The 19,539-nt window shown below is 65.9% G+C and carries 17 protein-coding genes; 11 read left to right on the plus strand and 6 right to left on the minus strand.

The window, feature by feature from the left end; all coding sequences use genetic code 11:
• Window positions 1–59: 59 nt before the first annotated feature.
• The 3 genes from VW23_RS22070 (at window position 60) to VW23_RS22080 (ending at window position 4,149) form a co-directional block, all read left to right on the plus strand.
• Window positions 60–2,603 carry a ligase-associated DNA damage response DEXH box helicase gene (locus VW23_RS22070; RefSeq protein ID WP_069911683.1) on the plus strand — a complete coding sequence of 848 codons (2,544 nt, stop codon included), beginning with the start codon at window positions 60–62 and terminating at the stop codon, window positions 2,601–2,603.
• Window positions 2,600–3,331, plus strand: coding sequence for a ligase-associated DNA damage response endonuclease PdeM (gene pdeM / locus VW23_RS22075; RefSeq protein WP_069911654.1), 732 nt, complete (start codon window positions 2,600–2,602; stop codon window positions 3,329–3,331). Before VW23_RS22070 ends, pdeM begins: the two co-directional genes overlap by 4 nt.
• 107 nt (window positions 3,332–3,438) lie before the next feature.
• Entirely contained in the window at window positions 3,439–4,149 is a 711-nt protein-coding gene (locus tag VW23_RS22080) for a head GIN domain-containing protein (RefSeq protein WP_069911655.1), read from the plus strand.
• A gap of 233 nt (window positions 4,150–4,382) precedes the next feature.
• On the opposite strand, the gene VW23_RS22085 is transcribed toward VW23_RS22080, so the two are convergent.
• The 4 genes from VW23_RS22085 to VW23_RS28685 all read right to left on the minus strand — a co-directional run bounded on the left by VW23_RS22085 (window position 4,383) and on the right by VW23_RS28685 (window position 8,303).
• Window positions 4,383–5,141: a TIGR02186 family protein gene (locus tag VW23_RS22085; protein WP_069911656.1), complete on the minus strand. Its 759-nt coding sequence runs from the start codon at window positions 5,139–5,141 to the stop codon at window positions 4,383–4,385.
• Complete coding sequence (locus tag VW23_RS22090) at window positions 5,141–6,073, minus strand: sulfite exporter TauE/SafE family protein (protein WP_069911657.1); 933 nt, start codon at window positions 6,071–6,073, stop codon at window positions 5,141–5,143. The genes VW23_RS22085 and VW23_RS22090 overlap by 1 nt, the downstream gene beginning before the upstream one ends.
• Before the next feature lie 175 nt (window positions 6,074–6,248).
• On the minus strand, window positions 6,249–7,322 hold the full coding sequence (gene rsgA / locus VW23_RS22095; protein WP_069911658.1) for a ribosome small subunit-dependent GTPase A: 1,074 nt from the start codon (window positions 7,320–7,322) through the stop codon (window positions 6,249–6,251).
• Between the two features lie 162 nt (window positions 7,323–7,484).
• Window positions 7,485–8,303, minus strand: a complete 819-nt coding sequence (locus tag VW23_RS28685) for a helix-turn-helix domain-containing protein (RefSeq protein ID WP_069911659.1) — start codon at window positions 8,301–8,303, stop codon at window positions 7,485–7,487.
• A 97-nt stretch (window positions 8,304–8,400) separates the two neighbouring features.
• Between VW23_RS28685 and VW23_RS22105 the strand changes: the two genes are divergently transcribed.
• Window positions 8,401–9,228, plus strand: a complete 828-nt coding sequence (locus tag VW23_RS22105; RefSeq protein WP_069911660.1) for a phytanoyl-CoA dioxygenase family protein — start codon at window positions 8,401–8,403, stop codon at window positions 9,226–9,228.
• Between the two features lie 114 nt (window positions 9,229–9,342).
• Here VW23_RS22105 and VW23_RS22110 read toward each other — a convergent pair whose 3' ends face one another.
• Entirely contained in the window at window positions 9,343–10,311 is a 969-nt protein-coding gene (locus tag VW23_RS22110) for a GlxA family transcriptional regulator (protein ID WP_069911661.1), read from the minus strand.
• A 118-nt stretch (window positions 10,312–10,429) separates the two neighbouring features.
• Here VW23_RS22110 and VW23_RS22115 point away from each other — a divergent pair, with 118 nt between their 5' ends.
• From VW23_RS22115 to VW23_RS22135, 5 genes are all read left to right on the plus strand, one after another.
• The gene (locus tag VW23_RS22115; protein WP_069911662.1) at window positions 10,430–11,227 is read left to right on the plus strand and encodes an alpha/beta hydrolase; all 798 of its coding nucleotides are present in this window, start codon (window positions 10,430–10,432) and stop codon (window positions 11,225–11,227) included.
• Between the two features lie 174 nt (window positions 11,228–11,401).
• Window positions 11,402–12,247, plus strand: coding sequence for a helix-turn-helix domain-containing protein (locus VW23_RS22120; protein ID WP_069911663.1), 846 nt, complete (start codon window positions 11,402–11,404; stop codon window positions 12,245–12,247).
• Window positions 12,248–12,331: 84 nt separating this feature from the next.
• Window positions 12,332–12,832, plus strand: a complete 501-nt coding sequence (locus VW23_RS22125; RefSeq protein WP_069911664.1) for a GyrI-like domain-containing protein — start codon at window positions 12,332–12,334, stop codon at window positions 12,830–12,832.
• A 22-nt stretch (window positions 12,833–12,854) separates the two neighbouring features.
• Entirely contained in the window at window positions 12,855–13,355 is a 501-nt protein-coding gene (locus tag VW23_RS22130; RefSeq protein ID WP_069911665.1) for a GyrI-like domain-containing protein, read from the plus strand.
• Window positions 13,356–13,498: 143 nt separating this feature from the next.
• On the plus strand, window positions 13,499–13,891 hold the full coding sequence (locus VW23_RS22135) for a c-type cytochrome (protein WP_069911666.1): 393 nt from the start codon (window positions 13,499–13,501) through the stop codon (window positions 13,889–13,891).
• 46 nt (window positions 13,892–13,937) lie between these two features.
• On the opposite strand, the gene VW23_RS22140 is transcribed toward VW23_RS22135, so the two are convergent.
• Window positions 13,938–17,810 carry an SEL1-like repeat protein gene (locus VW23_RS22140; RefSeq protein WP_069911667.1) on the minus strand — a complete coding sequence of 1,291 codons (3,873 nt, stop codon included), beginning with the start codon at window positions 17,808–17,810 and terminating at the stop codon, window positions 13,938–13,940.
• Window positions 17,811–18,050: 240 nt separating this feature from the next.
• Between VW23_RS22140 and VW23_RS22145 the strand changes: the two genes are divergently transcribed.
• Both VW23_RS22145 and VW23_RS22150 read left to right on the plus strand, forming a co-directional pair.
• Window positions 18,051–18,710 (plus strand): response regulator, encoded by a 660-nt coding sequence (locus tag VW23_RS22145; RefSeq protein ID WP_069911668.1) that lies wholly within the window; start codon window positions 18,051–18,053, stop codon window positions 18,708–18,710.
• 145 nt (window positions 18,711–18,855) lie between these two features.
• Complete coding sequence (locus VW23_RS22150; RefSeq protein WP_069911669.1) at window positions 18,856–19,437, plus strand: dihydrofolate reductase family protein; 582 nt, start codon at window positions 18,856–18,858, stop codon at window positions 19,435–19,437.
• Window positions 19,438–19,539: the final 102 nt, after the last annotated feature.

Consider the following 19,539-nt stretch of genomic DNA (forward strand, 5'->3'; position numbering starts at 1 on the left):
GATGGGAGGAAGTGCCCACGCTCAGTCCTCGCCTCTTGCCCCTTCCACCGCCTCCCCCCATACTAGGCACAAACCGGGAACACCCCTTGCCCCTCCGTTCAGAGATCACCGACTGGTTCGCCGGCAAGGGCTGGGCGCCGCGTGCGCATCAGCTGGCAGTGCTGGAGGCGACGGAAGCCGGCGATTCGGCGCTGCTGATCGCCCCCACCGGCGCCGGCAAGACGCTGGCCGGGTTCCTGCCCACCATCAACGACCTGATCGAGAACCCGCGGCCGGGGCTGCACACGCTCTATCTCTCGCCGCTCAAAGCGCTGGCGGTCGACGTGCAGCGCAACCTGACGACGCCGATCAGCGAGATGGGTCTTGGCATCCGGGTCGAGGCCCGTACTGGCGATACGCCGTCGCACCGGCGGCAGCGGCAGCGCTTCGATCCGCCGCAGATCCTCCTGACCACGCCAGAACAGTTGGCGCTGCTGCTGAGCCACCCGGACTCCACCAAGCTGTTCGGCTCGCTCCGCCGCGTCGTGCTCGACGAGCTGCACGCCATGGTCACCAACAAGCGCGGCGAGCTGATGTCGCTCGGCGTCGCGCGGCTCGGCTCCATCGCGCCACAGCTCAGGATCACCGCCCTCAGCGCCACCGTCGCCCGCCCGGACCTGTTGCGCGACTGGATCGCCAGCCCGGTGCCCGGCGCCGAGGCGCGGCTGCTGATGGGGCAGGGCGGCGCCAAGCCACATATCGAAATCCTGAAGTCGGAGCAGGTGATCCCCTGGGCGGGACACTCCTCGCTCTATGCCATCCCCGATCTCTACCGCACCATCAAGGAGCACAAGACGACGCTGTTGTTCGTCAACACCCGCAGCCAGGCCGAAATGCTGTTCCAGGAGCTATGGCAGGCCAACGAGGACATGCTGCCCATCGCCATGCATCACGGCTCGCTGGCGGTGGAGCAACGGCGCAAGGTCGAGGCAGCGATGTCGGAAGGCCGGCTCAGGGCAGTGGTCTGCACCTCGACCCTCGACCTCGGCATCGACTGGGGCGATGTCGATCTCGTGGTGCAGGTCGGCGCCCCCAAGGGCTCCTCCCGCATGCTGCAGCGCATCGGCCGCGCCAACCACCGGCTGGATGAGCCGAGTAAGGCGCTGTTCGTCCCCTCCAACCGCTTCGAGGTGCTGGAGTGCGAGGCGGCGCTGGAAGCCGTCGAGCACAATCACCAGGACAGCGAGGATCCGGTGTCGGGCGGCCTCGACGTGCTGGCGCAGCACATTCTTGGCATGGCCTGCGCCGACGCCTTCGATCCGGTGGCGCTGCACGCCGAAATCCGCCGCGCCTGGCCCTATCGCGAGCTCAGCTGGGAGCAGTTCGAGCGCACCGTCGATTTTGTCGCCACCGGCGGCTATGCACTGCGCGCCTACGAACGCTACGCCAAGCTGCGGCAGACCGGTGACGGCAAGTTCCGCATCTCCAACCCGCAGGTGGCGCAGCAATACCGGCTCAATATCGGCACCATCGTCGAGGAGCCGATGGTGAAGGTGCGGCTGGTCAAGGGGCGTGGCTTCACCAAGGGCGCCACCACCGGCCCGATCGGCCGCTTCGGCCGGGTACTGGGCGAGATGGAGGAGTACTTCTTCACCACCCTCACCAAGGGTGACACCTTCCTCTTCGGCTCCGAGATCGTCGCCTATGAGGGGATGTTCGAGAGCGAGGCCTATGTGTCGCGCTCCCAGGGCAAGGACCCGAAAATCCCCTCCTACATGGGCGGCAAGTTCCCGCTCTCCACCTTCCTTGCCGATGGCGTACGAAAACTCCTCGCCCATCCGGACCAGTGGCACTTGTTGCCTGATCAGGTGAGCGACTGGCTGCGCCTGCAGCAGGAGGCCTCGATCCTGCCGGCCGCCGATAGCCTGCTGGTCGAGACCTTTCCGCGCGGCGCGCAGAACTATCTCGTCTGCTACCCGTTCGAGGGGCGGCTGGCGCACCAGACGCTGGGGATGCTGTTGACCCGCCGGCTGGAGCGGGCCCGGGCCCGGCCGCTCGGCTTCGTCGCTTCCGATTACTCGCTCGCCGTCTGGGGTTTGGGTGATTTCTCGGCGCTGATCCGCACCGACCGGCTGTCGCTCGACGAGCTGTTCGACGAGGACATGCTGGGCGATGATCTCGAAGCCTGGCTCGACGAGAGCCAGCTGATGCGCCGCACCTTCCGCAACTGCGCCATCATCGCCGGGCTGATCGAGCGCCGGCACCCCGGCCAGAAGGAAAAGACCGGGCGGCAGATCACCGTCTCCTCCGACATCATCTACGATGTGCTGTACCAGCACGAGCCGGACCACATCCTGATCCAGGCCACCCGGCGCGACGCAGCCCGCGGGCTGCTCGATATCGAGCGGCTCGGCCACATGCTCGCCCGCATCAAGCGTCACATCGTGCACAAGCCGCTCGACCGAATCTCGCCATTGGCGGTACCGGTATTGCTCGATATCGGAAAGGTTCCGGTGGTCGGCGAGGCCCGCGAAAGCACCATGGCCGAAGCGGCCGAGGAGCTGATCGCCGAAGCCATGGGCGTCAGCCCTGCATCAAGTGAAGCAAGGAAGCGGGCGAATTGACTTCAGCCTGGGCGGCGCGCACTGCCCCGATCGACGACAGAGGCGACCCCGTGCACCTGCATTTCGCCGGTCACAGTTTTGAGCCGCTGCCCTCGGGCGCCCTGTGGTGGGCCGCCGAGGGTGTGTTGCTGGTTGCCGACCTGCATCTCGAAAAGCTGTCGTCCTTCGCCAGACGCGGCACCCTGCTGCCGCCCTATGATACCGGGCTGACGCTCCGCCGCCTCGAAGCCGATCTCGCCGCGACCGGCGCCACTGAAGTCATCGCGCTGGGTGACAGTTTTCACCGCGACGAGGGCACCTCGACGCTGCAGCCGGCAGATCGCCTGCGGCTCGCCACCCTGATGGGAAAGGCCCGCTGGACCTGGATCTCCGGCAACCACGATCCCGCCCCGCACAGCCTCGGCGGCATTTGCGTCACCGGTCTTTCCCGCGCCGGCTTGACCCTGACGCACCAGCCCGGGGCAGGGCAGGGCGTCGTCGCCGGTCACCTCCACCCCGCCGCGCATGTGGCGATGAACGGCCGCTCCATCCGCCGCCCCTGCTTCGTCCATGATGGCCGGCTGATGGTGCTGCCCGCCTACGGCTCCGCCACCGGCAGCCTCAACATTCTGAGCCCGGCCTTCGTCGGGCTGCTGCACTGGCCGACCCTCGAAGTGGCGATGATCGGCCGGGGCCGGGTGTACCCGGTGAGCCCGAAGCGGCTGGTGCCGGGTTACGATATGTACTGAGCCAGCCGGCTTCAGGTACGTGCCCGAAAATATTCCGGTCCCGAACCCTTGATCGGCATGTAACACACCACCCACGTGTCAGCCTCAAACGAACGGGACACCTCGACATGCATGGGATCGTGAAACTCGCTGCCGCCTCTGCGGCCCTGTTGCTCCTCGCTGCGCCGGCTCTGGCGGAGAGCCGCACCGTCGATCTGCCGGCCTTCACCGCGCTCGATATTTCGTCTGGGATCGACGCCATCGTCACGGTTGGCGGCACCCAGTCGATCACCGTTGAGGCCAAGGACAAGCGGCTGCTCGACGACCTGCAGCTCAAGGTCGAAGGCAACACGCTGAAGGCCTATTACGACTGGAGCTTCTTCGACATCTTCAGCTTCGGCGACCGCGAGCAGATCAAGCTCACCATCACCGCGCCGGCGCTCAAGAAGATCGAAGCCAGTGCCGGCTCCGATGTCGTCGCCGCCGGCGTCACCGGCGACACACTGGAATTTGGGGCATCTAGCGGCGCTGATCTGTCGCTCAGCGGCGTGGTGGGCAAATTGGTCGAGCTCGACGCCTCCTCCGGCGCTGGGCTCAAGATCGAGGGCAGCTGCGTCGACGGCAAGGCCAACGCCTCGTCGGGCTCCGACCTCGACGCCGAGGACCTGCTCTGCGCCACCATGGATGCCAATGCGTCCAGCGGCTCCGACCTCGAGGTCTATGCTTCGAAGTCGATCAAGGCCAATGCCTCGTCGGGCTCGGACCTCAGCATCTATGGCAACCCGGCCGAGGTGGACCAGGAAGCCAGCAGCGGCAGCGACATCAAGATCGAGAACTAGGCTCTCCAAGAATCCGCGGGCCGAGGCAGCAGCGACCCCTCGCCCACGGGCGCGCTATTGCGCACCCTAGGAGAGGGTAGTGCAGCTAGGACCGTCAGGTCCGTAGCGGAACTTGGGTGAGGGGTTCAGCTTCTCAACGAGCGCTCGCTGCCCCGCTTCACCCCTCAACCGGCCTTCGGCCACCTTCTCCCCTGAGGGGAGAAGGGAGGGAGTTGCCTCCGTCGGGACAGCCCCTACCGCTTGAACACCACGCCGCCGAGCCAGCCGGTGAACAGCGCCAGCGCCACGCAGACGAGGCCGTAGAGCAAAGGCTGGGTGCGCGCCGATTGGCCGAGGAAACGCTCGAAGCCGATCTTTCTGACCGAGAAGCCGTCGGACTTTTCGGCGATCACCTGGCCGTCCTTGATCAGGTAGGTGTGCGCCAGATAAGGCCCGGGCGGCGCGTCGGAGGGGAGCGCCACCTGCGCGAAATAGAAGGTGTCCGACCGGAACACCACGCCGTTCTCGTTGAGCTTGAACATGCCCTTCTGCTGCATCAGCCGGGTGAGCTCGCCACCGAACACCGTGGCGTCCCACCAGCCGGCCTTGGCGGTATAGCGCGCCTGGTTCTCGAGCGGGATTTCCTTTTCCGCCAGCGTGATCGGGTCGGTGATATTGCTCAGCGGCGCGTCGCTCAGCACCTGGTAGAACGACGGGAAACGCTCGAACTCTGCCTGCGAGGTGTTGAGCCAGATGCCGAACTGGTTGGTCTTGCGTCGAGCCACCCGGTTCTGCAATGGGCCGGTGACGGTGATGATGACGTGATAGGGGCCTTCGACGAAGCGCTGCTCGGCCCCTACCTCCGGCTCGATCGCGCCGAACAGGGTCAGCGTCTGGCCGGCAAAGCTCGAGGTGATCGACACCTCATCCTGGCTCACCTGCGTCACCAGCCGCTCCGCCCATGCCGGCGAAGCCGCGAGCACCATGGCCAGCGCGAGCAGCAGCCGGCGCATCAGATCACCCCCGACGCGCCGATCACGGCGGTCGAATAGACGTCGCCCGGTGTCATCACCAGGCTGATGCCGAAGCGGATGGCGACGGCGAGAACGAGGATCGCGAGCAGGGCGCGCAGCTGTTCGCCGCGCAGGTACTTGCCAGCCGAGGCGCCGAACTGCGCTCCGACCGTGCCGCCCACCATCAGGCAGAAGGCGAGCAGAATATCGACGCTCTGGCTGGACACGGCATGGAGGATGGTGGTCGCCGCCATCATCGCCACCACCTGCAGCAGCGAGGTGCCGATCACCATGTTGCCGGGCATGCGCAGAATGTAGACCAGCGCCGGCACCAGGATGAAGCCACCGCCGATGCCCAGCAGCGAACCGACAAAGCCGATAGCGACGCCCAGCGCCAGCACCGGGATCACCGATATATAGAGCCGCGATTTCTTGAACCGCACCCGCCACGGCAGGCCGTGGAACCAGTTGTGCTGGTTGGGCAGTTTTTCCCGCACCACGATCCCGGCGCGCCGCTTCATGATGGCGCGCGCCGCCTCGATCAGCATCAGCGTGCCGACGAAGCCGAGGAGAATCAAAAAGCCGAGCGAAATGACAAGGTCGAGCTGGCCGGCGGCGCGCAGCACCTGGAAGGTCGCAACGCCACCGAACGCCCCGAGCACGCCCGACAGCACCAGATACAGCGCCATATGCAGGTCGATCTGCCCGCGCCGGTAGTAACTGAGCGCGCCGGAGGTGGAAGCGGCCACCACCTGGCCGGTCACCGAGGCCACCGCGACTGAGGAGGGGACGCCGGAAAAGATCAGCAGCGGCGTCAACAGGAACCCGCCGCCCACCCCGAACAGTCCCGACAGGAACCCGACCGCGCCCCCGATCCCCACGAGGAAGAACAGGTTCATCGAAAGCTCGGCGATCGGCAGATAGACCTGCACGTGGGGCGTCCAATAGCACTAGGGCATTCCCGAGGCTCTAGCGTGAGGCCGCGACGGAAATGCGACGGTTTTTCGCGAAATGCCACCGAGCATTAGCAGCAAAATCCAAAGGCTAGGTTAGCCTACCGGGTGGGTCGGGAATATGGGACTTAAGCCGTTGCGCGTCCCGGCCAACTCATTCGAGCCGCTTGCGGAACTTCATATCGGCGCGGTGCTGCTTGTTACGCTTTATCCGAACCTTGCGGCTTTCGGCTTGCGCCTTGGGGTCCTCCTTGCCGGTATGGAAGTTCAGCTCGCGTTGCAGCTTGCCGTAAGCCCGCCAGCGGGCGGCATCGAGCGCGCCGGTTGTGAGCGCCGCGGCGATGGCGCAGCCGGGCTCGCCGTCATGGCCACAGTCACGGAAGCGGCATTGCGCGGCCAGCGCCTCGATATCGGCAAAGGCGGTGGACATGCCGTCGCCGGCCTCCCACAGCCCGAGTTCGCGCATCCCTGGCGTATCGAGGATCAACGCACCGCTGGGCAGCAGCACCAGTTCCCGGTGCGAGGTGGTGTGGCGGCCACGGGCGTCGTCCTCACGGATCGCCTGGGTGGCCATCTGCTCCCGGCCGGCCAGGGCGTTGACCAACGTCGATTTGCCGACGCCCGAACTGCCGAGCAACACGGCCGTTTGTCCGGGCTTGAGATAGCCCCGCAAGGCCTCGAGCCCGGCCCCGGTCACTGCCGAGACGGCCAACACCGGCACACCCATCGCCACCGCTTCGATCTCGCTGAGGCGTGTCTCGGCGTCGCTGCACATATCGGCCTTGGTCAGAACGACGACCGGGTCGGCCCCGCTCTCCCAGGCGGTGGCCAGATAGCGCTCGATCCGGCGCGCATTGAGATCGGCGTTCATCGAGGCGGCGAGCAAGGCGACATCGACATTGACGGCGACCAGTTGGGCGCGCGCCGCACCCGGGCCGCTGGCCCGGCGCATGAATGTGCTGCTACGGGGCAGCACATGCTGGATGCTGGCGCTCCGCTCGGTCGGCCGCGCCTGGACCGCGACCCAGTCGCCGGTGACCGGAAGCGCCCCGTCCTCAGCGTCATGCGCAAGCTTGCCGGCCAGCGTGGCCGTCAGTTCGCCGATGTCAGTCACGATGTCATAGTGACCACGCTGCTGCACGATGATCCGAGCCGGGATCAGACCCGCGGCCGCATGGGGGGTAAATTGTTGCTTGAGCGCATCGCTCCAGCCGTATTGTTCGAGCAAGATGGAATTCCTTGGATCAGGGCCATGAAGGCGCCAGCCGGAATTCCGAGTGTGCGGAAGTTACGCGGCAGCGCGACGGAAGGCGGTTCTCACAATGTCTCTCATCGGAACGCCTCCTCTGTTGCGCGGGCGAGGGGAAGCTAGCCCTCACCCGGGCGCCTGTCAACGCGATCGCGGGCTCGCGGGACGCAGAGATTGGCGGAACGCCAAGGGGCTTTGCTTGGTCCAGCGCTTGAAGCGCTGACTGAAATAGAACTGGCTTTCGAACCCCACGGTTTCGGCGATCTGCTGCACTGAGAAGCCGGTGCGCGATAAGAGCTCGCTCGCCCGTTGCATGCGGCGCATTTCGAGGTAGCGCTGCACGCTTTGGCCGGTCTCGGCGGCGAACAGATGCGCCAGCCGCGAGCTCGAGAGACCGACCGCCGCGGCGACGTCGTCGAGCAAAACCTTGCGGGCGAGATTGCCGTCCAGATAGTCGATCGCCCGGCGCACCCGCGCGTCGTAATGCGGCGTGGCGGCAAGCGGGTTCGTCATGTCGCATTCGAGCAGCAGACCCTCCAGCGCCTGCATGGCGAAAGCCTCGCGCTGTCTGAGGTCGCCATGCAGCAGCCGATGCACCTCATGAAAGCGCTCGGCGGCCTTCGGTTTACCGGGCCGCAACAGCATCAGGCCGGGTGCAATGGCTGGCCAATCGAGCCATTCCAGCCAATGGGCGCGCGGATGGAAGTGCACCCAGAGCAGCTCCCAGCCCGCCGCGGCCGGCGCAACCGCATAATCGTGCAGCGTCCCCGGCCGGATCAGCACCCAGTCGCCGGGGCCGGAGATCAGCTCTCCGCCGGCGTGACCAAAGCGCCCGGCACCGGCGATCGTATGGATCAGCAGCCAGTCTCCGACCCCTTCGGGTCGAAGCACCCGGTAGCCGGATGTTTCGTGGTAGTGCCCCGCAAGTAGCCGGAAAACAGGGGTGTGTGCGAACTTCATGGGCCAACCATAGCAGGATATTACATGCGACCGACCCAATGTTCCATGTTGCTCCGCGGCCTCGTGCGTTAGCTTGCTCGCAACAGGAGGAAGTCCAATGGCACTGTCGACCAAGCAGAAGCAGCAGTTCGAGCGTGATGGCTTTCTGGCGATGCGCGGGCTGTTCAGCCGCGCTGAGATCGATGAGATCCGCGAGACTTTCATGACGCTGGCTCAGGATGGACCGGTGCCGGGCCTCTCCGATGTGCCCAAGGCCCGTGCCGGGGCACCGGCCGCCGCAAGCGACCCGCTGGCGCGCTATCCCAGGATGATGCATCCGCACAAGCATATGGATAAATCGGTGGGCCCACTCGCCTTGCGCTACATGCGCGATCCGAGGCTTCAGCCGATCCTCGCTGATCTGTTCGGCGAAGATCCGTTCGCCTGCCAGTCGATGTTCTACTTCAAGCCGCCCGGCGCCCGCGGACAGGATCTGCACCAGGATAATTTCTATCTCCGGGTGAAGCCCGGCACCTGTATGGCCGCCTGGGTCGCGGTGGACGATGCAGATGCCGGCAATGGCGGCATGATGTGTGTGCCCCAGACTGCCAGCCTCGACATTGCCTGCCCCGAAAAGGCCGACCCGACGCTGTTCTTTACCACGGAGCACGTCGAGCCGCCGCCGGGCCTCAAGCCGCAGATGATGGAACTGAAGGCCGGTGACGTGTTGTTCTTCAACGGCAGCGTCATTCACGGCTCGACCCCGAACACCAGCGCCGATCGCTTCCGCCGCTCGCTGATTTTCCACTACGTGCCGGCCAGCACTGTGGAGATGAGCCACTATTACGAGGCCCTGAGCTTCGACGGCGAGAAGCAGGACATCGCGGTCAACATGGATGGCGGCCCCTGCGGCACCACCCAGGATCTCCCCGCCGGCCCGCACTAAAAGGCGCGGGCGCTGGAGCGCTTTCAGGAAAAGTTGCAGACTTTTCCGGTTCGAAAGCGCGACCAAATCAAAGACTTAGAGCATTGCACCGATTCAAAGAAACGGTGCAATGTTCTAGGCGGCGGCAGCGCCGAAGCGGTCACGATAGGCGCTGGCCGAGAGGCCGGTGACCTTGAGGAAGACCCGCCGGAAGGCGGAGGGGTCCTTGTAGCCGACGTTCCAGGCGATGCGCTCGACTGTGTCGCGGCTGAACTCCAGCCGCTCCCGGGCCAGTGCGATCCTGAGCGCCTGCACATACTCGGTCGGCCTGAGGCCGGTGGCTTTCTGGAAGCGGCGGAGGAAGGTGCGCGTCTCGAGCCCGGCCCGATCGGCGAGGTCCGGGACGTTGATCTCCTCGCTGCGATGCGCCTGCAGCCAGTGCTGCACCTTCAGCACCGCGTCGTCACCGTGCGACAGGCGCGGTGCGAAAGTCTGGTAGTGACGCTGCTCGCGTCCAGCCGGATCGACCAGCAGGAACTTTGCTGTATCGGCCATCACTGTCGGGCCGAGCACGCGGTGAACCAGGCGCAGCCCCAGATCGGTCCAGGCCAGCATGCCCCCGGCGGTGATGATATCGCCATCCTCGACGATGATGTCGCCGGCGGTGACCTCGACGTCCGGGAACGCCGTGCCGAAGGCTTCGGCATAGAGCCAATGCGTCGTCGCGCGCCGGCCCGACAGCAGCCCGGCATGCCCGAGCATGAAGGCGCCACCGCAGATCGAAGCGATAGTTGCGCCGGTATCGTGGCGCTGGCGTAACCAGCCGACGAAATCGGCTGCCTCTGCCGCGGTCAGCGGATCGGCCAGCCGGCCGGGAATGACGATGTATTCGGGTTGCCCGGGCGTACCGGGGGCGCTGTCATAGCTGCGCTCGAAGCCGGCCTCGCCCACGCGCCAGTGGCTGGTGCGGATGCGGTCGGCGCCGCCATGCTGGCGCGCATAGTCATTGGCGACCTGGAATGCATCGGTGAGCCCGTGCACCGACGCCATGGCGCAACCGGGGTAGAGCAAGAGGCCGATTTCGGTGTGTCTCAGCGCATCCATCGTCTTTGTCACTTCTGGCCCCGACTATGTCAGTTGCGGCAATCGTCGCCGCTCCGGGCCGAGCTTAGGGTCATCACATCGCGGCGGACAAGGGTTCGCCCAACCAAGGAGACCCAAAATGACCAAGACCATCGTTCTGATCCACGGCGCCTGGCTCAACAGCCTCAGCTGGGAAAACGTCAAGGCCCGCTACGAAGCCAAGGGCTACACCGTGCTCACCCCCGACTGGCCGTTCGACGATCGTGCCCCCTCGGCGCTGCGGGCCAACCCGGCCCCGGAACTGGCGAAGATCGGCCAGCGCGAGATCGTCGACCACTTCGACAGGATCATCCGCGCCCTGCCAGAACAGCCGATCCTGATCGGCCACTCGTTCGGCGGCGTTATCGTGCAGCAGTTGCTGGCTCGTGGGCTCGGCGTCTCCGGCGCAGCGATCAACCCCGCTCCCACTCCCGGTGTGCCGCTTGGACCCCAGGCCATCGTCTCGGCCCTGCCGGTGCTCGGCGATCTGTTCTCGTGGCGTAAGGCCAAGACCATGTCGCTGAAGTTCTTCTCGACGCGTTTTGCCCAGACCGAACCCAATCCGGCAGCCAAGTACGACCGCTACGTCATCCCGACCGCCGGCAAGGTCTACTGGGATGGCGTGATCAACCCGATGCTGATCGACTGGGCCGGGCAGAACCGCGCCCCCCTGCTCCTCATCGGTGGTGGCAAGGACCTGATCGCCGATGCCTCGATGACCGACGCCATCTACCGCCAGCAAAAGAAGGCGGCTTCAACCACCGAGCTCAAGATCTTCGACGATCGTTCGCACTGGACGCTGATGGACAAGGGTTGGGAAGCCGTCGCCGACCTGGCGCTCAACTGGGCCGTCGAACACGCCACCGACAAGCGCCCCGCCTTGCGGCTGGCGGCTTGAATGGCGAGCCCACCGGTCCCGACGACAAACCAGTTGGGACCGGTTGTCCAAAGTCCGCTTCGGCTCGAAGCGGACTTCTTGCCTGAGCGGGACGTCGGGCGTTCGCTACCTCAACGCAGATCAAGCCCCAGGTCGAGGTATGGCCTAGAGTAGGGTCTCATGCTGGGAGTGCCCATGTCTGCAGTGCTCAAGACCGTCTGGTTCGTCGAGACCCGCTTCCGGGACAACGAGCTTTCGCTTGAGGCGATGGCGGACCACGCAGGTGTTTCGCGCTCGCACCTTTCGCGCACCTTTCCGATACTGACCGGCCACCAACTCTCGACTTACATTCGCGGCAGGCGCCTCACAGAGGCGGCGAAAGAACTCGCCAATGGCGCACCAGACATTCTCAATGTGGCGCTCGATGCGGGGTATGGGTCGCACGAGGCATTCACCCGCGCCTTCCGCGACCAATTCGGGCTGACACCCGAGGAGTTACGGCGGAGGCGCTCGCTCGACACGCTCGATCTCGTGGAGCCTCTGAGCATGGACTCGCCCGAAAAGGTGAAGCTCGCGCCGCCGGCCGTGCACGATCGGCGGGCCCAGCGCATCGCCGGCCTCAGCAACCATTTCACCTTCAGGACGATGGATACCATCCCACACCTCTGGCAGCGGTTCGGACCCTACCTGCCCGAGATGCGAGTGGATGGACCTCCCCCCGCGTTCGGCGTCATCGGGCCGATGCCGGAGGGTAGCGACGGCTTCGACTACTTCGCGGCGGCGCCGTTGCCAAAAGGCCGTGATCTCTTGCCCGGCCTCACTGAAATGATGCTGCCTGCCGGAACCTATGCCCAGTTCAGGCATGAAGGGCACATCTCGGGTATCCGCGCGACCTGTGCGGCCGTATTCGAAAGCGGCATTCCTGCACTAGGACGTGAGCCGGACACCCGGTGGTTCAGTTTTGTCGAGTACTACGGGCCGGACTTCGAACCATCGACCGGGCTCGGAACCGTGGAGATCTGGGTCAAGCTCAAGCAATGATCGTGAGCCTCGTCGCCAACCGGGCGGTGGCAAGGCGCCGCACCGCGTTGCAACCCGTGACAGATCTGAGCCAAGGACATCGACATGCTGACGCTGCCCAGGATCGTTGATCGCCCGGAGGTACCCTATTTCGCCCTCAAGCGCACCGTCACCCTGCCGTTCGAAGCGGAAATTCCCGGCATCATGGCGACGCTGCGGTCGTGTCTCCACGCTCGAAACGTCGTTCCCACCGGCCCAGTGTTTTTCAAGCACAATCTGGTCGCCATGCCTCTGATCGACATGGAGTTCGGCGTGCCGGTTGAGCGCCTGATGCCGGCGGAGGGGGATTTCGTGAGCGGCATACTGCCGTCCGGACGATATGCCGAGGTGACCTATCTTGGCCCCTATGACGACCTGATGGAGGTCAACGGCCTGCTCATCATGTGGGCTCGGGAGCATGGCCATAGCTTCGACGCACGGCCTGAGCGTAGCGGCGAGTGGTTCGCGAACCGGGCAGAAATCTATCACACGGACCCAGAAGACGACAAAGGCTCGGCGTCGAGTCGAACTACCGTCTCGATCAAGCTCAAGGATGCGAATTCTTGAGTGCGCGCGCATGGAGAGGGGCATGAAGGCAGAAACCGTCATCGGTCCGGTCACGATCATCGAGAAGCCCGATCGTCCTTATGTGGGAATCCGGCTGAACACCCCGTTCCCAGGGATGTTCGCGGTCGCCACGCGGGCGCTCAAGGACTTGCGAGCCTGGAGCAAGGCCAACGGCCTCGAGGAGGGGCCGTATTTCCTCCGCTACTATCATTGCGACATGCGGGACATCATGGAAATCGAGGCCGGTTTCATCACTGGAGCGGCGCCGCTCGACCATCCCCAAATCAAGGGCGGCCTGCTCCCTGGAGGCAAGTACGCCTCGCTCATTTACCGGGGCAACGGTCTGCGCGGCAATCAGGCGCTCATGCAATGGGGCCGCGACACGGGAACCGTCTTCGAGCCGATCGATCCGCACCTGTCGGAATCCTACGCATGCCGCTACGAGGCCTATCTGACCGACTATCGTGTCGAGCCTCGAAAGCTGCTCTGGGATGTGGAGCTGTCGATCAGGGTCGCCGGATAGCCACGCCTGCCTGGTGCCAACGGCAAAGCGACCGCCAGTGTCGGGAGCTTGGGGAGAGTGCCGTGTTGCGATAACCTTCCTGGCGATGCCTCGTCGAACCGAGAGCTGATTTCGGTCGTGAGGCCAATCAGGGAGGTCGTGAGATGGTCCGGACCGCAGTCGCGTTTACTGCACTCATGCTGAGCGCCGGAGGGGCATTGGCAGAGGGGGATGTGGCGCTAGGCAAAGAGGCATTCGATTTCCGCTGCACCGGCTGCCATTCGGTGGGTGGAGCCGGGGCCAGCAATGGCCCGCCGCTCGACAACCTGATCGGCCGGCCCGCCGCCTCCATCGAGGGGTTCAAGTATTCGGACGCCATGCTCGAGGCGGCGCAGGCCGGTGTGGTCTGGGATGTCGAGACCTTGACCAAGTTCATCACCAAGCCGCGCAGCGTGGTCAACGGCTCGAATATGGCTTTCACCGGGCTGCGCAAGCCCGAGGACGTCGCCAACGTCATTGCCTATCTGGCCAGCTTTTCCCCGCCGCCGGCGCAGTAGCACGACAGACTTGTCGCGCCCGCGCAGAAGGGTGGCCCTATGCAGCCTAGACCGGCTGGCTGCCCAGCACCGCCAGCAGCCGTGGGTTGATTTCGCCGCTTTCGCTCATCCCGGTCGAGCGCTCAAAGCTCTTGATCGCTTCGGCGGTCTTGGGGCCGGCCATGCCGTCGGGGGTACCGATGTCGAAGCCGAGCTGGCGCAGCGCCAGCTGTACGCCCTTCACCACCTTGAGGTTGGTGATCGGGGCGCCCGGGTCGAACTTGTCGCTCCAGGTGCCGATCGGCGCGAAGTTGGCGACGAAATCGATCGGCTGCGGCTGGAAGGCCGCGACGTCGGCGGTCACCTTCTGCACCGTCGCCGCATCGAGCGAGGCAGCGATATCATCGCGTGACTTGGCCGCATCCTTGTCGCCCTTGCCGGCGGCGAGGCTGAACCATTTGAACGAGGCGGCGAGGTCCTGCTTCACCCCCAGCCCGCGCGCGTACAGCATGCCGAGGTTGAACTGGCTGTCCTTCATGCCGCGGCTGGCCGCTTCCTCGAACCACTTGGCGGCCGCATCGAACTGCTGCGTGCCGAGCCCGCCGCCGGCATAGAGCGCGGCCAGGTTGTGCATCGCCATGCGGTTACCCGCCTCAGCGGCCTGCTGGTACCAGAGCCGCGCCTGGGCGAGGTCTTTCTCCACGCCGCGGCCGTTCTCGTAGAGGTTGCCGAGCCGATATTGCGCCGGAGCAAAGCCCTGACCGGCGGCGCGCTCGTACCACATCGCGGCGGCCTTCAGGTCCTCCGGCACGGCGCGGCCTTCAGTGTAGATCGCCGCCACTTCGAACTGCGCCCGCGCATCGCCATTGCCGGCAGCAGCGAGCAGCGGCTCGGGGCCGACCGACGCCGGCGGGCGGTCGACCTTGACCGGGCTTTCCATCGCGTCGACCAGCGGTTCGATCTTGTCGCTGAGGCTGGCAACCCCGGCGGGAGTCTGCTCGGCCACGGCGGTCGCCGCTTCGAAGGCCTGCGGCATTTTCGGGGCTTCGGCCGAGGCGACGAACTTCTGCGGCGTGGCGCCGCCGATCGAGGCGGTGGTCAGCTTGTCGAGCGTCGGGATCACCCGCGGCGTCGCCTTGCCGGGCTGTGCCGCGAAACCCTGCTGGGCAAGCGGCACCGGAGCGAGGGCCACGTCGCCGACATCCTGCGTCGCCTGGGCGGTCGGCGCCGGCGCTTCGGCCTCGGACGGCTTCATCCGCTGGTTGATCAGGTTGATGGTGAGACAGGCGAGTGCCACGACGCTCGCGGCCAAAAGGATCGGCTGCTTGTGGCGGAGCAGGAAGCTCTGCTTCGGCTTGGCGTCGTCCGCAGCGGGGCTGGTTTCTTCGGCGCCGAGCGCCACGAGGCTCGGCTCGGGCGCCGCCGGCAGCACGCGTGGCGCCGGCTCATCCGGCTGCCACTGGCTCACCGGCTCCTTGTCGCCCGCCAGCTGGCGCGTCGCCTTGCTCTTGAACAAGCCGGCGAACGGCAGGCCGCTTTTGGCGGCCTCGCCCCCGACCGGCTTGGCGGGCTTGGTGTCCTGGGCCTTGGCGAGCTTTGCCGCCTTCACCGGCTTGCTCTTTTCCACGGCCGGCTTCACCGGTATCGTCACTGCCGGAGCGGCATCGACGGCGGGCGCCTCGGCGCGGTTCGCCTGGAAGCGTGCGAACGCCTTGCCGATCAGCGAGCCACCGGCAGCCGACACCGGTTCGGCCTTGCCCGCTGCCGCCTGGCGGGCAGCACGGCGATGTGCCTCGATGAAGGTGTTACGGTTGGGCATCGGCGGCTCGTCGTCCACGGCGGCAGCCGGACGCAGTTCGGCCTTCGGGCTCGCGACGAACACCTCTTCAACCGGCAGGTCGAGGGTGGATTTCGGCTGCGGCGGACGCTCGGCGAGGCTCGGGTCGAACACCGGCTTTTCGGGTTCGTCCATCAGGTCGAGCGAGGGCACCGGTGCGGGCGGCAGTTCGGTGTTCGGCTCAGCCGGGCGCTTCCGCGGCCCGTTCTTCACTTCCAGTGCCGTGCGCAGCGGGTTGGGATCGTCGCCGAACGGCTTGTCGAGCAGCGGCGCATCGACGCTGGGGTCGGCAGGCATGCTGTCGCCCAGGTCGACCCGCTGCGGCCGCGACGGCAGCTCATCCTCGAACGACAGGTTGTCGAAGAGCGGCGCAATCGGGTTGAGCGGCTCGCTGACCACGGGCGCGCTGGCCGCTGCCACCGGCGCGGGCGCCGCAGCCAACGGCTTGCTCTCCGGCTTCGGCATTTCGAGCCTGGGAGCTGGTGCCTCGGGCAGCTTGACGAAGCTAGCGGGAGCAGCGGCGGCAACCAGGGCGGCGGCCTTGGCCTCCAGTGAGGTCTCGAGCCGCTTCAGCCGCTCGTTCACTTCGCGGATGGTAGCGTCGAGCGCCACTGTTTCGGCGGCCGGCTTCTCCTTGGCGGCTGCCTTCATCGCCTGACTGACGCGCTTTTCGATCTCGGCATACCCGGCCTCGTCGCGGCCGGTCTGCGTCGGCTTGTCGAGCTGCCGCATGGCGTCCGAGGTACGCGCCGCCACCAGGTCGGCAAGCTGGTCGAAATCCGGCGCTTCAGCCGGAGCCGGCGCCGCATAGAGCTTGGCGAGGCCAGTGAGCTGCTCGCCGGTCTGGTCCATGCGCGCCACCAGTTGGCGAACCTGCGCTTCGAGCTGGCTGATGCTGACTTCGGACGACCGGTCGTCGACCTTGTCGTTCAGCACCTCGAGTTGCTGTTCCAGCGCCGAAAAGCGCGGCTCCAGTGCTCCGAGCACGGTGTTGCGCAGCGCTAACATATCGAGCTTCAGCTCGCCGACCTGGGCGCTCCGTCCCTCGATGTCGGAGATCCTGACGTTCAGCGCATCGATCAGCTCGATCAGCCCCTGCGGCTGCTGTGGCGATTTCATCGCCTGCGCCACGCGCCCCAGTTCCTCGGTGATCTTTTCGAGCTCGGCCGGCGGCATCGCCATGGTGCGCTCGATCGCATCGACCCGGTCGTAGATATTGCGGATGCCATCCTCGATGGCGCCCATCGCCTCCTTGAGGCCGTCCTTGGGGTTCTCGACCCGGTTGGCATACTGCACCTGCAGGTCGGCGAGCCGGCCCACGGTGGCGCTGACGTCATCGAGCCGCGCCGTCATGCCGCTCATGTCGGAGCGGTCGGCATAGTGCTTCTGCAGCTCGGCAAGCTTGCCGACGGTCAGCGACACATCGTCGAGTCGCTGGTTCAGCGCCGTCATGTCGACCTTGGGGCCATCGGCGATCAGCTTGGCGAGCCCGGCAATATGGCCCTCGAGCCGCTTCACCTGCCCGGTCTCGCCTACTGCGCCGGCCAGCAGTTCCACCACATGGCTGAGCTGGCCGACCTGCTCGGCGATCTCGCGTACATTGGCGGTCTGGCCCTTGGCCTGCACCCTCAATTCGCCTTCGAGCCGCTCGAGGCGGGTGGAAATGCCGCCGACCGCTTCGGCCAGCTCGTCGAACTGCGGCGCGCTCTGCGGCGGCAGTTGCTGCTGCGGCAGCTGCGGAGCAGGGGCGGGCGGCGCGCCGAAATGGCGCGAGCGAATCTGCTGGATCGCCGATTCGAGCGTGTCGCGTGGGTTGGCCGGGGGCGCCGGTTCGTCGCGGTCGGAAAACTTGTCGATGGCCCGCTGCACCGAGCGCAGCGCTTCGCGATGGCGGGTATCGGGCTCCGCCTCGGTCACCTGGTGGCGCAGGTCGCGCATCCGTTCGGCGAGGCCCTGGTAGCTCGGCTCGGGCCTTGCGGTGCGGGCGACTTGCGTCTCGACCTGGTCCAGCAGCGCCACCAGTTCGCCGCGCAGCTCCTGCCATTCGCCGGAACCCGGTTGGCCGTAGTCTTGCGTCTGGAACGTGGAAGTCGCGCGGGCCATCGGTCGATCCCAAGCACCTGAAACGGAACACCTCAGACCCAGTTCGGGCCATGAGCAATCCGGTTACTCTTGGGAAAACATGGTAAAGATCGCGTTAAGCTCAATCGCATTTTGCGAATCGGCGCAACGGAGCTGTGGACAAGGCGAGCGGAGAAATCTCTGTCCCCACGGCAGTCTTAAGTGGGATACAAAAGCGGTAAGCTGCTTGCTAGGTAGGGCGCCCAGGAGTGCACGCGTAAGATGACCACCCGCCGCATCATCATTGTCGACGACCACCCGCTGTTCCGCGCCGCGCTGCGCCAGACGCTGGCCGGCGGCGACCCGTCGATTTCGGTGGAAGAGGCGGGCGATCTCAGCGCCCTCAGCGCCGCGCTCGAGGCCGATCGCGAGTGCGACCTGGTGCTGCTCGATCTCAATATGCCGGGTGTGCGCGGCTTTTCAGGCCTGTTGCTGCTGCGTGCCCAGTATCCCGAAATCCCTGTCATGATCGTCACCGCCGTCGAGGACGGCGGCATCATCCGCCGCGCCTTCGAGCTCGGCGCCTCGGGGTACCTGCACAAATCCGTCGGCCCGGCTGATATCCGCCGCGCCATCGAGACCGTGCTGTCGGGCGAGGTGTTCGTCCCCGAAGGCATGGAGTTCCCCGCCGAGGACAACCAGTCGGCGCTGATGCGCCGGCTCGCTACGCTCACCCCGCAGCAGGTGCGCGTGCTGATGATGCTCAGTGACGGTCTGATGAACAAGCAGATCGCCTACGAGCTCTCGATTTCCGAGGCGACGGTCAAGGCCCACGTCTCAGCGATCCTGCAGAAACTCGACGTCGACAGCCGCACCCAGGCGGTGATCGCGGCATCGAAGATCGAGGAAGGCCAGTTCGACGAGTTGCTGTCGGGCGCCTGAGCGACCTGGTTGTTGTTCCGGCCGCCGTTGGCGGTCCGGCGGCCACATTGGCAGAATTCGCACTCGTTTTGGCAGCGGCTGGCGTCCCGCCGCTGCGCTGATCGTCCTATGGATAGCAGCGGAAACCTGAACGAGAGGAAACCCAATGGCACGCAAGCTGGTGGTGAGCGTCTATATCTCGCTCGATGGGGTGGTGCAGGATCCTGTCGGCATGGAGAACTCCGGTCTGGGCAACTGGGTTGGCCCCTACAGTCGCGGTCCCCAAGGCGACGAGATCATGCGCCGGGAGCTGTGGGCAGCCGATATCGCGCTGATGGGGCGCACCACCTACGAAGGCTTCGCCGCGGTCTGGCCGACCCTCGATGACCCCGCCGGCTTCGCCAGGCGGCTCAACGGCATGCCGAAATATGTCGCCTCAACGACGATGCGTGAGGCGACGTGGAGTAACACCACTATCCTTTCCAGCGACGTCGCCGCCGCAGTCCGCCGGCTGAAGAGCGCGGGCGATGGCGATATCCTGGTCTATGGCAGCGCCGGGCTGGTGCACTCACTGCTGCCGCTCGGCTTGGTAGATCAGGTGCATATGCTGATCTACCCGACCGTGCTGGGGCGCGGCACCCGGCTGTTTCCTGCAGGATATGCCTCGCGCTTGGAGCTCGGGGATTTGCAGCAGCTCGGCTCGGGAATGGTGCACGCCGTCTACCTGCCGTCGGCCACTATGGCCTAGCAGACGAAACCGGAGGAACCGGCTGTACCGGCCGGAGCGCCGGACATTGGCCACGATGACCAACGTCCGGCCTGCTCGTGTCGCATTTGTGGACGCGATCGA

This window comes from Devosia insulae DS-56 (genome assembly GCF_000970465.2).
Lineage (GTDB): Bacteria > Pseudomonadota > Alphaproteobacteria > Rhizobiales > Devosiaceae > Devosia_A > Devosia_A insulae.